The sequence below is a fragment of the Rhizobium aouanii genome (genome assembly GCF_037002925.1).
Taxonomy (GTDB): Bacteria; Pseudomonadota; Alphaproteobacteria; order Rhizobiales; family Rhizobiaceae; genus Rhizobium; species Rhizobium aouanii.
This window is the reverse complement of record NZ_JBAMYD010000006.1, coordinates 286,628-302,156: the sequence shown is the minus strand read 5'-3', so window position 1 is coordinate 302,156 and position 15,529 is coordinate 286,628. Positions and strand designations below refer to the sequence as shown.

General features: G+C 60.9%; 9 protein-coding genes and 1 pseudogene. 9 read left to right on the top strand and 1 reads right to left on the bottom strand.

Annotated features, from left to right (window positions below):
• Positions 1 to 62: 62 nt before the first annotated feature.
• Complete coding sequence (gene proA, locus V8P77_RS13460) at positions 63 to 6,047, bottom strand: anti-phage protein ProA (RefSeq protein WP_264396513.1); 5,985 nt, start codon at positions 6,045 to 6,047, stop codon at positions 63 to 65.
• Positions 6,048 to 6,298: 251 nt separating this feature from the next.
• Here proA and V8P77_RS13455 point away from each other — a divergent pair, with 251 nt between their 5' ends.
• From V8P77_RS13455 to V8P77_RS13415, 9 genes and pseudogenes are all read left to right on the top strand, one after another.
• Positions 6,299 to 7,084 carry a hypothetical protein gene (locus V8P77_RS13455; RefSeq protein WP_264396514.1) on the top strand — a complete coding sequence of 262 codons (786 nt, stop codon included), beginning with the start codon at positions 6,299 to 6,301 and terminating at the stop codon, positions 7,082 to 7,084.
• Complete coding sequence (locus V8P77_RS13450; protein WP_264396515.1) at positions 7,081 to 7,647, top strand: hypothetical protein; 567 nt, start codon at positions 7,081 to 7,083, stop codon at positions 7,645 to 7,647. The genes V8P77_RS13455 and V8P77_RS13450 overlap by 4 nt, the downstream gene beginning before the upstream one ends.
• Positions 7,601 to 8,113: pseudogene (locus tag V8P77_RS34805) on the top strand (M78 family metallopeptidase domain-containing protein); the annotation flags it as partial. The gene V8P77_RS13450 and the pseudogene V8P77_RS34805, both read left to right, overlap by 47 nt.
• A gap of 37 nt (positions 8,114 to 8,150) precedes the next feature.
• Complete coding sequence (locus V8P77_RS13440) at positions 8,151 to 8,702, top strand: UvrD-helicase domain-containing protein (protein ID WP_264396516.1); 552 nt, start codon at positions 8,151 to 8,153, stop codon at positions 8,700 to 8,702.
• 22 nt (positions 8,703 to 8,724) lie between these two features.
• Positions 8,725 to 10,989: an ATP-dependent helicase gene (locus tag V8P77_RS13435; RefSeq protein WP_335912952.1), complete on the top strand. Its 2,265-nt coding sequence runs from the start codon at positions 8,725 to 8,727 to the stop codon at positions 10,987 to 10,989.
• Between the two features lie 83 nt (positions 10,990 to 11,072).
• A complete protein-coding gene (locus V8P77_RS13430; protein WP_264396517.1) occupies positions 11,073 to 11,762 on the top strand; it encodes a multiubiquitin domain-containing protein in 690 nt (229 codons plus the stop codon).
• The gene (locus V8P77_RS13425; protein WP_264396518.1) at positions 11,762 to 12,148 is read left to right on the top strand and encodes an E2/UBC family protein; all 387 of its coding nucleotides are present in this window, start codon (positions 11,762 to 11,764) and stop codon (positions 12,146 to 12,148) included. Before V8P77_RS13430 ends, V8P77_RS13425 begins: the two co-directional genes overlap by 1 nt.
• Positions 12,145 to 14,955, top strand: coding sequence for a ThiF family adenylyltransferase (locus V8P77_RS13420; protein ID WP_264396519.1), 2,811 nt, complete (start codon positions 12,145 to 12,147; stop codon positions 14,953 to 14,955). Before V8P77_RS13425 ends, V8P77_RS13420 begins: the two co-directional genes overlap by 4 nt.
• Positions 14,952 to 15,479, top strand: coding sequence for a ubiquitination-like system serine protease family protein (locus V8P77_RS13415; protein WP_264396520.1), 528 nt, complete (start codon positions 14,952 to 14,954; stop codon positions 15,477 to 15,479). Before V8P77_RS13420 ends, V8P77_RS13415 begins: the two co-directional genes overlap by 4 nt.
• Positions 15,480 to 15,529 lie beyond the last annotated feature (50 nt).

Genomic DNA, 15,529 nt, shown 5'->3' with positions numbered 1-15,529 from the left:
CGAGAAATTGCCGAAGCGCTTGCCGAGATGGGGGTCGCTTGAATGGATAAATCGGAACATGGCTACTCGAATGAATGGGCGGTTGAAATATGCTGCCGCGCTCTCAAAATCGCTTCGTCAAGCCGTGCACGGGAAACAGCGGCAAGGCGCTCGACACCAAGCAGCCGAGCTAGATCTCGCGCTGGATCTAATTGGTCCAGTAAGTCGGAATTGTCGAGTACCACAAAAGCGAGTTCCGCAAGCGGAATATCGGCGATCGATCTGCGTGCGTCCTCGCTGACTGGTTGCCGGTATGGAATAATTTCGGAAACGGTTCCCACCTTCCAGACGAACTCGCCGCTCGACTCCTTGGTCGTGTGGAGACCGCGGAGATGAAGGTCGATCCTCTCTCGGATTCGTCCACCGGTACGCAACCAACCGTGCGCTCGAGAAATCCGCTGGGCTAGTATGTCTGTGCGTACCGGACTTTCGGTCTCGATGACCACTTCGATCATGGCTCGCAGGGTATCTCTATAGGCGAATTCGAAGAACTGATCGGGATCGGCTCGGAAGCTGGACAGATCTGTGACACGATATCGCAGTCCATTCGATGCTTCGTCGCCGACCGAAGCGGCGGATGGCTGCATTTCCGCCGATTCAAACTTGCTTGAAGAGGGCGGTGTCTCCACAGAGACGAGTACAGTCTCGACGATTACTGGAGGCAAAATAGCAGCCTGCTCGACAGGAGGGGCGGCTTCGTCGTCATGAATTTCGTCAATCCCCTCCACCTCGTGCCCCATGTTCCAGCGGGTCGCGGTATCCTCCGTTTCCGTAGCGCGGCGCGCCCTGCTCTCCTCGAGGAGAGCTTCGAGGCTGGCATGAAGCCGCTCGGCGCAGCCTGCTGCATCGAACCACCAATCGGTCGACCAGACGCGCAATATGTTCCAGCCAAGGCCTCTCAATACCTGTTCACGCACCTTGTCGCGGTCTCTGGCGGTGGCCGATCCGTGATAGGTCGCGCCATCGCACTCCACGCCCGCCAGATAGGTACCCGCCAGATCCGGATGGCGAATCCCGAAATCGATCCGAAATCCGGAAATCCCAACCTGCGGCACGACTCGCCAGCCGCGACGCTCCAATTGTGCAGCGACCGCCTCCTCGAAGGGGGACTCGAAACCGCCGACAGAGCCAATATCCTGTGCCGGCAGAGCGACCGCGCCACGGTCGGCATAGTCGAGGAATGTCTTCAGATGTTGTACAGCGAGCGCCTTGGTGCGCGTCGGGTCGATCTGGTCAGCCGTAAAACCCGAGAAGACGATGAGTTCCTGACGCGCACGCGTCACAGCAACATTGAGGCGGCGCTCGCCGCCGTCCCGATTGAGCGCGCCGAAATCCATCGTCAGCTTGCCAGCGGCATCCTTCCAGAACGTGATCGAAAAAAGGATGACGTCTCGCTCGTCGCCCTGCACGTTCTCCAGGTTCTTGACGATCGTCGGCTCGACCCGTTCCTCGACAAAGAACCACTCGAGTTCCGGATCGTCTCGGCGCGCGGCATCGAGGAGATCGAGGATCAGCGACTGTTGCTGCGCGTTGAACGTAATCACCCCAAGCGTCGGGCGATCTTTTTCAGGCAGTTTCAGCCACGCCTTCATCCGGGAAACGGCTTCTTTCGCCACAGCCTCTGCTTCGATCCGGTTGGTTCGGCTTTTCCCACGATCGTAAATGCCGTTAGGCACCTTGCGCAGATGTACGGCGCGGTCTTCAACGGCAGGCGACGGAAACGTTACCAGACGGTTCTGGTAGTAGTGATGGTTTGAGAAAGCGATCAGAGACTCGCTTCGACTGCGGTAGTGCCATCGTAAATCGCGGACCGGAATACCAGCGGCCTTCGCCTCGTCAAGAATGCTCTCCAGATCCTTCTCGTGATCGGCGACTTCCTCCTCTTCCTCGTTGCGCCCGAAGAAGTTCGTCGGCGGCAACTGCTTCGGATCCCCGACAATAATAGTCTGGCGAGCCCGCGCGATGGCGCCAACAGCGTCCCAGGTTGTTATCTGCGACGCCTCATCGAAGATCACAACGTCAAACAACGCCTGGTTTGGCGGGAGATACTGAGCAATGGAGAGCGGCGACATGAGCATGCAGGGTGCGAGCTTTGAAAAGTTCTGCGGCATCTTGCCGATCATATCTCGTATCGACTGGCTCGGTCGCTGCAACTCCATCTGGTAGCGCAGCAGGCCGAGTTCCGAATTGCGTGGAACGCTCTGCACGGGCGGCAATCCGTGAGCGACCACACTGACGACACGCAAGGTAGCGTGTGATCGGACGAGATCGTCTATTTCACGAAATTCACGGATTGCATTTTCGTGCTGGAAACGCCGGAAATTCCGCAGAACAGGGTCGGCGTCGAGAACCCTCGGAAGCCACCACCTGGCATAGCCGAGGCGAAATGCAGCCCGCGCCTCATTGGGCCGGGTCACCCCATTCTCAATCTGTTCGACCAAAGAGGACAGGTTCGCATGCAGTGCGCGGCTTCTGACCCGGCACCAGGCTGACCAATCGCGAAGCAGATGTCGTGCGCCGATGAGAGCATCAAGTTTGTCCCTAAGCGTCGTAAGGTCGACCACGTCCTTCTCAACCGAGCCGTCCCATCCTGCAATCGTGCTGAAGCGCTGTCGCGCTTCTTTAAAGCCTTCGACTGCGGCGAGAAGCCTGTCTCCCGCCTGCCGGACGCCATCGTTTTCAACCGCGGCTTGGAGCGATGGCGCGATCATACGCAGCGCCGATCGTATCTCCTCCTGATCACGTCCCGGAAGCAGCATGGTGGCACGAAACTCTCGCGCCAATTCGAGAATTTCCGCAACGGCTCCGACATCAGTACCCAGGCCACGCACTGGCAAAGGTTTTCCGTTCAACAGACTCTGGTCGATTGCCGACAGGTAATCCTTCATGCGGCGCAACAGTGGGAGGTCCCCCTCGGGCTCGGCGGTACCTTTATCCGCATAGCGTTGCAGTAGCTTTTGAATCTTGCGCTTGCCAAGCATGGCGTTCGGCCAAAACGAAGCATTCGCCTCTCGCCATTGGCGATCCAGCACGTCCGGATCGAGGTCGCGGATGGCGGAGGCACCATAAGATGCTGCGAGTCCGCGCTCCGCTTCGCGATAGGCCCCGATAGAATTTCGAAGGTTTTCCAGCGCTTCGGCACATCGCGCGAAGTCCCGATCGAATACGATCGTGATGTCACGACCTCGGCATTTCTGCAGTGCTCGCGCAAGACCTTCCAATCCTTGGAGTTCGGCTTGCGAGGACCGTTCCCGCGGCTTCAGGCCGATGCTCGCGAGACACGCATCCATTGAGCTGGCCAACAGATCGATCGCATTCTGCAACGACTGTGCGGATGCTAACAACCCGTCCTGCCAGCCGGAACTCCATTCGCCAACCCTGACAAGGTCCAGTGCTGGCTGCCGCTGGACCGATGCGAAGACGAGGCCGAGTTCGCCCGCAAGGTCTTCAAGCTCGCGTAGCGTCTGCGCGTCATGAGCGTCCCGTTCTAACCATGACAAGGTTGGTGCCGGAGCTTCCACAGCCTTAAGAGCGATTCCCAATGCCAGATAAGGCGTCCATCCGTTGGGATAACGATTGTGCAAAGCCTCGACGTAAGCGTTGAGCTCGTCGCGGCGCAATCGAAGACGCTCGTTGATCGCGACCCACTCGGACGCATCGGTCCGACCGCCATGCTCCCAGGCTGCCTTGAGCTGTCCAAGGAAATGTCGGCGATCAGTCTTGTGCGAGTGCAATTCGATGCAGTGATCTCCGAGGCCATGCGTTCGTAACCGACGATAGACAACGTCGAGTGCAGCCGTCTTTTCAGCGACGAACAGAACCGTTTTCCCCACCGCAAGGCAGTTCGCGATCATGTTCGCGATGGTCTGGCTCTTGCCAGTACCGGGGGGACCGACAATGACGAAGTCCCTCCCTTCGGCAGCCGCGAGGCTTGCCGCTGTCTGTGAAGAATCTGAAGGAAGAAGGCAAATGATATCCGCCGGCGCATAAGCGTGATCGAGCTCACGTTCGTCGCGGAACGCCGATTGTCCTCCGCTTTCTTGGAAGGCTTCCTCCGGCGTATCGATCAGATGGCGAACCACCCGGTTCTCGCGAAGCGCCTCGGTACGTTCGACGAGATCCTTCCACATGAGGAATTTCGCAAAGGAGAAGGTCGACAACGCAGTCTCGTCCACAACCTCCATGCCGGGCACGTCACGGACCGCCTGCCGCATCATAGCGAGAAGACGTGGCACATCGACCCCATTGTCATCGAGCGGCAGATCGCCGCCGAACTGGGGAAGCGTCAGGTCGAAATCCTGTTCCAGGAATTGCAGAAGGGTCGCATTGAAGCGGGGCTCATCCTCATGAAAGCGGATCGTGAAGCGCGAACTGGCACTGCGGCGCTCAAGCTTTACCGGAACCAACAAAAGCGGCGCTCGATAGCTGCGCTCATCCTCCGGTTTCTTCTTCCACCGCAAGAAGCCGACGGCAAGAAAGAGGGTGTTCGCTCCGCCCTCAGCAAAATCATTACGGACCTGCCTGTACAGGTCGATCAACCGGGCCTCGAGCTGGTGAGTGTCCAGTGGCGACGGTAGCTCGTCCCTAAGTAGAGCTTCGGCAGCAAAATTGCGCTGAAGATCGCGGCCGTGCACGTCACGATAGAGCGCCGCGTCCCGTTCGCCGAGTGGGTTCTGTTCGGGCAATGAAATGATCCGTACTGCAGCCCCATTCGCGAGTCGGTCTTCGAGATAGGCGACGTCAGTGCAGAGAAACGGAATCGTCTTCTTCGATTCCGGGAAGTTGAGGAGCCGATTGCGAAGAGTAAGGTCCAACAGCTTCTTCTGCCATCGGTCGATGCGGCCGGCGGCGGTGGTCGGTTTGACCTCGATGGTCTCGGCCGGTAACTCGCCAAAACTGGGAGCTGAGGGAAGTGGCAGATCCGCAACGGGTATTATATCGTCATCGAGAACATTGCGCCGGACCGGCTCATGTGAGGCGAGTGGCATGACCCCGCCGCTTCGCGATCGCCTAATGTCGACCGCCGCAACGAACGCGTGAGCTTCCCCCTCCCCGAGACGGCTGTCCATGACGCGCTGTGCGCTTTCCAAGGTCATGGCGGGGCGATGCGTCACGCCAGTCGTTTCGAACACTATCAACTCGCGTGATGCCAGGGCCTTCCGGACCTCCATCTGATCCGCCTCGACCGCATGCGCGAAGGTTCTCTTGGCCAGCCATACACCCGCTGCCGCATGCCCATCGAACATCAAGACGACCGGGTGCAATCCGGCTGCTTCCAGCCCGGCGGCAAAAAGAAGGGTAGTATCGAGACAGGTCGCCAGCCGCTCCTCGGCAATTGTGCTGGGACGCCGAATCTTCTGACCGCGGCTCTCGAAACTTACCGGCGGTTCGGCGTAGTGCAATCCCATCCCGGCAACGGCTGAATAGATAGCTGCAGCCAGCATATAAGCGCGCTGGGGATCCTGTGACTGGTAACCGTCCAATCCGCCTGGATAGCCATGCGCAGCAAGCCTTTCTGCTGCCGTCCGCAGGATTTGAGCCACTCCGGGATCGTTCGGCATGACGAAGGCTGGCAGCAGTTGCACCATATCGGCAACGCCTCCCCATTCGTCCCGCGCAAGCAGTCTGACGGGAAGGCGCCGTTCGCCCAAAATCTCTCCACCCGTGGATAGGCGCAGCGTGATCTCACCGCGCTCTGCCTCATTTAGGCCCGAGAGATAGCCGGCGTCGAATTCGACCTTTCGGTCGATCAGCGGAAGCCGATCGCCCGGCATCAGACGATCAACTATCCATGATTTCGGCCTTAGAAACGAAGGCGAAGACGTCAGATCGAGGCGGCAGTTTTCAATGTGCCTATCAGTATTATTCTCAATCAGAATCGATCGGAGGACCGGGATGGCATTTTGGTAAGATGCGTAGGTGAAGCTGGCCGCAACATCGACAACAATGGCAGGATTGTCAGGTTTGTCGGCTTCTTGTTGCTCTGTACCACTTTCGAAAGTCTGCATTGCTGTCTCCCCCTAGCGGGAAGACTAGCGGCGTTTCTCAACTTTAAGAAGACCAGTCTTGGAGACAAAGTGAACTTTTAAGACATTTTCTTTGAAAGTCTGGGGGGAGTCATAGTCCGGCTCATCGACCACGAGAGTCGCCTTCAGGAGGCCTTGTCCATTTTAGGTCCGGCGCCCCGCTCGACATCAACTTAAAGATGTTGGATTCTCCAAATGTGATTCGAATCGAATTTTGACGCGGAGCCGACCAAATGAACCCGCGGACCATTCCGCCGCTCAGCAAATATACGAGAATGACCGAGGTCGAGGCCGAGCTTGCCGGACTTGAAACGCTTGGGTTCGACGAGCTTATTGCGCGTTGCGAAATTTCGGACCGCTCGAACCCCGGCTATATACGCTCAGAATCGCTGGTCCACAGGATGAGGGCGACGCGGTCAGACAATAATGACGCAAGGTTCAACCGGTTGTTTGTGCTTTTTCTCCGGCGCATCGCGCGCGCCTTGCCGCGCGCCGAACGCACGGTCGACAGCAAGGTTCTGGTCGATGCGGCCACGAAAGACATCAACGATGCGGCGCTCGACCGTATTCGTCTGCTCGTCACCCTTGATCGCAGTGGCGGCGACCGTCTCGATTTCTACGAGGTCCATTTCGACGAGGCGATCGCCAAGCTTCGGCTGAGCGCTCGCAGGCGTGTCTCCGTTCGCGCCGAACGCGAGACCCCGATCGAAGTCGATGACGACAGCGGGACCCTCGTCGTGTCGGCTCAGAGGACCGGCGCGCCTGCAAATGGTGCCGATGATGCAATTCTTTCAGATCCTATTTTCCGGCCTCGGCTACTGGCGGCGATTGACGCTTTGCCACAGGAACAAAAGGAGGTCATCACCATGACGCTTGCAAATATCCCGAGCCAGTCGAGCGATCCCGATATTGCGTCAATCAGCGGCCTCTTGCATTGCGATCCGCGCACCGTGCACAATCGCCGCAAGCGGGCTATTGCTGCATTGCGACAGGCGCTCGGCCTCGGAGATGACAAATGAGCAACGATCAGCCGACCCCTGAGACATTGCTGACGAGCTTCGCCGTCGATTTCCGCAAGGATCCCGTCGCGCTCGGCCTCTACTGTCAGCGCTATCCGCAGAATACGCACGATTTCGTCGCGCTCGCCCATGAACTGCTCTTGTTGCAGAGCGTTGAACAGGGCACTCCCATCGACGCGGCCACCGAACGATGGATTGCCAACATCACCCCTACCGGCTCGTCCCGGACCAGTCCCTTTGAGGGCCTTGATCGTTCGGCTTATGCCGCGCTCCGCGAGACTCTCGGCATTCCCGGCCCCGTCATCAACGCCTTTCGCGATCGATTGGTAACGCTCGGGAGCGTGCCGCTGTCCTTCCTGGAAAAGTTCGCCGCCGGGCTGAATGTCGGCATCCAGGAGCTTGCGGACCATCTTTCCGCTGCTCCGAGCCTGTCGCGCGGGGTCCAGTACAAGTCGGACGGCAAGCCTGGGGCGGCAAGCGACAAGCTGAGTTTCAAGGCGGTGCTGGAGGAGGCTAATGTCTCCCCAGAACGCATTGCAGAACTTCTTCTCGACGAGGAGTAGGATGGATACGGTCGAACTCGGCCGTCAGGAGGCCGCAAGGATCCACGCCCGTCTGGTTGAACAAGGCATCGATCCCTGGGATCCGCTGGCGCTGGTGGAAGCGGCCGCCGATCGCTGTGGCATCGTCGACATAACCGGTTTGAAACCGGGCAGCGCGCTTCTGGCCCAAGCACGTGCGAGCTACGATCCGCACAGCCATAGCATCCTGCATGAAGACACCGGCAATGCGTTCATGAACGCCTTCCTTATCGGCCACGAAATCGGCCATGCCACCCTCGGTGACGCGCGATTGCCCGACCAGGCGCGCGACCCAGATCCGGCCCGTTCGGTCGAGGCGGCGCCAGATGGCGAAGAGCGCGTCGCCGATTATAGCCGCAAGTCGCGTCGCGAGGTGCAGATGGACCTCTTTTCGCGCGAGCTGCTGATGCCGCGCGCTTTCCTGCGTGAGCAACACCTGGCGGGCATGAGCGCGAACGCCATAGCGGCGAAGCTGGGCGCACCCTATGGCGCGGTTGCCCAGCAATTGCTGGACGCGCTGCTCCTGCCGTCGGTCGAGCTCAGACAGGACGCCGGAGAGGGGTGCCTTTCTGCTCGAGGCGGGCCCGGGTACGGGCAAGACGAAGACGCTAGTCGGCCGCATCTGCGACCTCATCGACAAGGATGCGGTCGACCCGCGCACCATCGTCGTCCTGACCTATTCCAACAAAGCGGCCGGCGAATTGTCGGAGCGTATCGCAAAGCGTGCCCCGCAAGCGGCAGCGGCCATGTGGATCGGCACGTTCCATGCCTATGGCCTCAATCTGGTGCGCAGCTATCATAGGGAGCTCGGGTTTGCTCGCGAACCACGGCTACTCGATCGCACCGAAGCCATCGACCTTATGCTCGACAGGGTCGCCGGTCTCGATCTTGCCCACTACCGGGATCTCTCCGATCCGACCGACAAGCTGCGCGATCTCCTGTCTGCGATCTCCCGGGCGCAGGATGAGGTCGTGCTTGCACCAGATTATGCCGCTCTCGTCGATAAGTTGGCCGCTTCGGACGGCGCGTCTGGCTGACCGGGCCCGCGAAGTCGCGCGCGTGTATGAAAGCTACAACGACCTGAAGAGATCGCTCGACTGCGTCGATTTTGGCGATCTCGTCGCCCTGCCGACGCATCTGCTTGAGACGCGCCCCGAGATCGCGCGCGCCGTCGCCGCCGATATCGGCCATATCCTTGTCGACGAATATCAGGATGTGAACCGGGCAAGCGTGGGGCTCCTGCAGCAATTGAGCCCGGGTGGTCGCAACCTCTGGTGCGTCGGCGATGTCCGGCAATCGATCTATCGCTTCCGGGGCGCATCGTCCTTCAACCTTTCCCGTTTCGAGACGCAGGATTTCAAGGGCGGCAGCCGCGATCAGCTGGATGTGAACTATCGCTCGGTGGGCGAGATCGTCGACAGCTACCAGGCCTTCGCGGCCGGCATGCAGATCGAAGGGGCCACGCCCGTGGCGCTGAAATCGAACCGCGGGACCAGCGGCAATCCGGTCGAATTCCGCTCCGTCGACGGCGACACCGAAAGGGAAATTGACGCTCTCGCCGACGGCATCCTGGAAATGCGCAATGCCGGTCATGCCTTCCGCGACCAAGCGCTCTTGTGCAGCGGCAACGACCGGCTCGCCAAGATCGGCGCCGGCCTCGAGGCCAGGGGCATTCCCGTCCTCTATCTTGGCAGCCTGTTTGAGCGGCCGGAGGTGAAGGATCTTTTGGCATGGATTTCGCTGTTGATCGACCGGCGCGCCATGGCGCTTGCGCGCGAGTTCGCCACACCGGGGCTGACGATACCGCTTGGCGATCTTGGTCGTTTCAATGAAGCGCTCAACAACGACACGGCCAGGCCACTCGATTGGATAAAACACCCGCCTGCCGGCCTCAGCGAGCCGGCAGCGGCGGCCGTTGCCGCCTATTCCTCCTTGCTTGCCGGCTTCGACGGTAATTCTCCGCCCTGGGATACCCTGGCGCAATTGTTGCTCGACCGCAGCCGTGTGGCGGCACAGATTGCCGGCGCTGGCAACATGCAGGCGCGCGCAAAAGGGATCGCCCTTTGGCAGTTGATAAATTTCGTGCGGGCCCAGCCCGCAGGCCGCAGCGGGGCCATTCCCGCCCTGCTCGAGAGGATCCGCCGGCTTGTGCGGCTCTCCGACGACCGGGACCTGAGACATATTCCGCAGGCGGCAGGCGCCATCGACGCGATGCGGTTGATGACCATGCATGCGAGCAAGGGCCTTGAGTTTCGCGTCGTACACATCCCCGGTATGGCGAAGGGTACCTTGCCGCGCAACGCCGCCGCGCCAGCCTGTCCGCCGCCGGACGGCATGATCGAAGGATCGGACCTTGACGGCGAAAGTTTCGCCGAACGCGAGCATATGCAGGAGCAGCAGTGCCTGTTTTATGTGGCCCTGTCGCGGGCGCGCGATCGGCTCCTCGTCTATGCGCCCGGCCGCACGAAAAAGTCCGAGCGACAGCCCTCCCCCTTCGTCGCCCGGCTCGGATTCGGCCTGTCTCGGCTCTACGTTACACCGTCCAGCTTCAATCTGCCGCCCGACAACCCGTCGATCGCGATGATCTATCGCGGACAGCCCCTCTTCCGGCAGAGCGAGCTTGCCCTCTACGAGCGCTGTGCGCGCCGTTTCTTTTATACCCATATCCTCAAACTCGGCGGCCGGCGCACCACGACTGCCTATGAGGACATGCACGAGATCGTCCGCCAGGCGGTCCGCGAGCTGATCGCCACCGGCACCATCGCCGCGGAGGCGGCCGGTCCGGATGAGATCGTCGAACGTCTCTGGTCGGCCTCGCCTCTTGCTGCATTGCCGGCCGCGCCGGCCTATCGCCGCCTTGCCGGCGAACTCGTCAGGCATTTCGTCGCCATGAACGACGGCAAGCCCATCGTCCCGGCGCACCGCCTGTCCTTTACGCTCGCCGGGGCAACGATCGAAATCGAAATCGACTATGCGCAGACGGATGCCGCCGGCGAGCTGAGGGAATTGCGGCAGGTCCAGACAGGCCACAGGCGCACGACGGCGATGGAAGGCGCTGCCGTCATGGCAACGCTCCTTGCCGTCAACGATCAGGCACCTGGCTGCGGCGCCGAAATCCTGTTTCTTTCCGACGCAGCCCGCGAGCGGCTCAGCCTGAAGGATGGGCCGCTCGACACGCGGCGGCGCAAGCTCGAGGCCAATATCGCCGCCATACTGTCCGGCCAATTTCCGACCAAGACATCGCCGCGCAGCTGTCCGAAATGCCCGGCGTTTTTTATGTGCGGAACCGTGCCAGGCGGAACATTCGAAAAAAATTTCGCCTGACCTTTCCGGTTATCGTTCCTCGCAGGGATTGATCCAGTGCACGTCACAGCAGACCGCGGTGACAATCATGAGGATCAATTCCGATGCAAGATAACGGTACCAACAAGGGCCATCCCGCCGAACTCGCCGTCGACGGTATCGTCTTCAAGCCGATCGCGCTTTCCGACCCCGTGCCACTGGGCCGCCAGATTCTGGGCGCCGGCAAGCTTGCGCCGCCCGAGGTCTATAGCCTCTATGCCATTCTTCAAACGGGTGACTTCGAAGATGTCCGTCTCGACGAAACCTTCGATCTGCGCGCCAAGGGCACGGAACGTTTCATCGCCTTTACCGGTGACCGTATCTTCCGCCTCTTTGCCAACAACCGGGAAATCAAATGGGGTCTCGAAACGATCAACGAGGCGGCGCTGCGGCTGTTCAGCGGCGCGTCAGACAATGAGGCGGTTTTTCTCGAGGTTCGCGGCGGCACCGACCGCCTGATCAAGGAAGGCGAAGCCGTCGACCTCACGCGCGATGACGTCGAGCGCTTCATCACCGCGCCGCGTCCGAAGACCTATCACTTCTTCGTCAATGGCCAGAAGTACGAAACCGACCAGCCACAGCTGACCGGTCTGCAGATCAAGGCACGCGTTTCGGGCTGGAACCCCGAACACGATCTTATGCTGGAAGGCCATGGCGACGATCCGGACCGCATCATCGCAGACGACGAGATCGTCGATCTCGATGTGACGCCTGCACGCCGCTTCTCCTCTGTCCCGAAGGCGAATTTTGGCTGATGAGCACGATCCTCGAACGTCAATTTGACGATCTCCGGGCGCGCTTTTCAGCCGCCGAAAAACGTCTTTTGCCGAGCGGAACGACGCTCGTGAGCGTACCGGTCATCCTGCTTCCCGAAGGTTGGTCGGCAGGGCAGACCACGATCCGTTTTCTGGTTCCGGTGGCCTATCCTTACGCCGCCCTGGACTGCTTCTGGGCGGACAATAATCTCAGGCTTTCCTCAGGCAACCTGCCGCAGAATGCGGCCTCAGACAATGCGATCCCGGAAACCACTGAAAGCGGGCTGTGGTTTTCATGGCATCTGACAACGCCATGGGACGCAAACCGCGACACGCTGTCGGGCTGGATGAACACCATCATCGATCGGCTACGGAGGATCCAATGAGCGGACTTCGCACGCTGCAAGGGACCTGCAGGAGCCTGGCCGACGATCTGCTGGCGGCAACCGCCGCCGAGGCCTGCGCAATTGGCTACGCCCATTTCGACCCGATTACCGAAAGCTGGGTGCTGGCCGAAGCCTCGCCGGTCGACCAGTCGGCCTATGTGAGCCGGACCTCGACCTCAGTCTGCCTTCACCCCGCCGTCCTGGTTGACATTGCGAATCGAGCGCGCGCCGAGCGCCTCAGCCCAGTCATGATCCATACACATCCGCACGCCGCCGGGAGGCCTGTCTTTTCGCCGATCGACGATGCCGGCGAAAAGGAGATGAAGGCCTTTTTCGACCGGCGTGCCCCGCAGGCAAGACCATTGGCAATGGTGATCGGACCGCAAGGGCTGAGCGCCCGCCGCCTCGGCCTGCAGACGCCCATCGACGTCTGGGAGGTCGGAACCGGGCTGACGTTGCTGAGCGACGCGGCGGGAGGCTTCCAGGACAGCGATCTGCGCCACGATCGGCAGATCCGCGCCTTTGGCCGGGACGGCCAGCAGATGATCGCAAGGCTGAAAATCCTGGTTGTCGGCGCCGGCGGCACGGGATCGGCGACGGTGCAGCAGCTCGCCTATCTCGGAGCCGAAAACGTGACGATCGTCGATCCCGACAGCGTCGAGGCGACCAACCTCAATCGGCTAATCGGGGCGACGGCAGCAGATATCGGCACGCCGAAGGTCGATGTCGCGCGCCGGGCCATACTTGCCGTCAATCCGAAGGCGGCTGTGCAGGGCATTGTCGGCGATATCGTCGACGGTCCAGTCGCAGGTCTGATCGGCGGCTTCGATTTCGTCTTCCTGTGTACGGATTCGCATGCCAGCCGCGCCGTCGTCGGTCAGGCCGCCTACCAGTATCTCGTGCCGGCCATCGATCTCGGCGTCAGTCTGACGGTTGCCGACGGTCTGGTCTCGCACATGACCGGCCGGGTACAAATGCTGGCGCCCGGTCTGCCGTGCCTCATCTGCACCGGTGCCTTGAACGGCGAACAGATCCGCCGTGAGATGCTCACCCCGGCGCAACGCGCAGCCGATCCCTATGTGCTCGGCGCACATATTCCCCAGCCCGCGGTCGTTTCCATCAATTCGACGGTCGCCTCGCTTGCGGTCACAATGTTCCTCGGAGCCGTCACGGCCATGCCCGCGCAAAGCCGCTTCCAATATTATGACGGCGTGCGCGGCACGGTGAGGCCAACGGCCGCCGCCCAGCGCTGCGGCTGCATCGTCTGTTCACCGTCCGGCGCGCTCGGCCATGGGCCAAGTTGGCCGCTGCCCGTCCCGCAGGAGCACACCATGTTTGACGAACGCCGCAACGTGCTGTGGATCGGTGAAGCGCCTGGCGCACTGATGATGCGCGAGTTTGGCAATCGCCGTTGCATCATAGAACGATGTGATCCGACATCGCTGCTCCTGAAGGCCGGCTTCGCACGTGCCGTCGTCGTCAACGTCAATGGGCGGCAGGAAGACGAACTCCTCAAGGCGATCGGACGCGACGCCCTGCAGCTTGTGGATCACGGTTTGCGCGTCGATGTGATTGCCCCCGACGATGCCGCGACGGGCCGTATCCAGGATCGTCTGGGAACGCTTGCCGGCCTGCCTTCCGTCGGCCTGCATACCGCGCCTCAAGCGCCCGCCATCGCCGAAGTGATCGCCCGCTACGATGCGGGCAAGATACCGCGCCTAGACCTGGACATCAGCACGGCTGATGACCGCGAGCCGTTGCGCGAAGCCGACAAGATCCTGTTCAAACGGGCCTTTCCTCAATGCAGCAGGATCACGCTTGTCGAGCTGGGTGGCGGGCGCTCGGCGGCGCGCGTCTTTGCCGTCCATATGATCGTCGACCGTTCCAACATCGGTGCCTGGCCGCAACCAGCATTCGCAAAGCTCGACCGACGCGATAAGATCGCGCAAGAACACGACAATTATCGGAATTTCGCGGAGCGCTTCATCCCCTTCGGACTGCGTCCCAATATCGATGAACTGATCCACGGCAGCCAGCGCAGTCTTCTCGTCGGCAGTTTCGTTGACCGCTCGGAATCGCTCTGGACGCTTGCCCGGCGCAATGTCGCAGGACCGGCCATCACCGCCCTCTTGGACGAAACCTTGGGCGGCTGGCGCGACCAAGGTTATGCAAGCGATCCGGTCAAAGTTGCCGTAGCGGTTGCCCTCAGGAATATTGGCTTATGGGACCCGGATCGGATTGATCCTTGTTACGTTGAGCGCGCCACCGAGGCCGGGGTCTTCGAGACACCGGAGATGTTATGGACCGCTCTTGCATCACTCGAGCAGACCTATCGTCAAGCCCCGATTCATGGCGATCTGCATGGCGATAATGTACGGGTGCGCGGATCGAGTGCCATCCTGATCGATCTGGCTTCGGTGACGCTTGGCCCCTTGACCGCAGATCTTGCAGCACTCGAAGCCTGGCTGGCATTCGAGGTTCCGCCCGACGTCGACCAACACCGCTATGATGATCCGGAATGGGCCACAGTGATCGAAAGGATCTATGCGCCGGCAGCCTTTCGCCATCCCCCGGGGCCTGCTCGCCCGGCAACGCGCTTTGCCTGGATTGAAGCGGTCGTCCGCCAAATACGCACGATGGGGATCGCCATTCAGACCTGCCCCGGCGAATATCAGACCGCCGTCGCCGTGCAGCTTCTGCGGCGCTGCCAATGGGCGGATGGCCCCGATGCCGACCGCGGTCGCCGCGCAAGGGGCTACCGGATCGCCGCCCATCTTGTTGCCGACCTTTGCGGAGGCACGCCATGACTTCGCCTGCGCGCAAAATCCGCTGGCGCGGAACGGGCGAATATCGTGATGATACCGAAGCCTTGCTCGAACACCCGGGCGATACCGCCGCCGTCATCCGCACCCGCCCCCGTTCGCTGTTGATAAGATGCCCAGACGGGTGCGGTGACACCCTGGTCGTCAACCTTGATCCTCGAGCGGGCAAGGCATGGTCTCTGACGGTCCGAGACGAGCGTTGCACGCTTTATCCGTCGATATGGCGCGAGGACGGCTGCCGCAGCCATTTCATCGTCTGGCGTGATCATATCGTGTGGTGCGGGCGCTTCGAATACGGCAATGAAGAACCGTCCTATGACGGTCGCCTCGAAGCCAAGGTCATCGCCGCACTGGATGAGGCGACCTATCGCAGCGGCTCGGATATCGCCATCGATATCGATGAGATCCCGTGGGATGTTCTGAGGGTCTTGCGGCGACTAGTCCGGGGCGGGACGGTCGAAGAAGGCGATAAGGGCCGGCGAGGGCATTTTCGGCTTGCGGGCGGCTGACAGCAAGGGCGTGGACTCGTTTGAAAATAACCCGGTTAAATTTAGGCCGC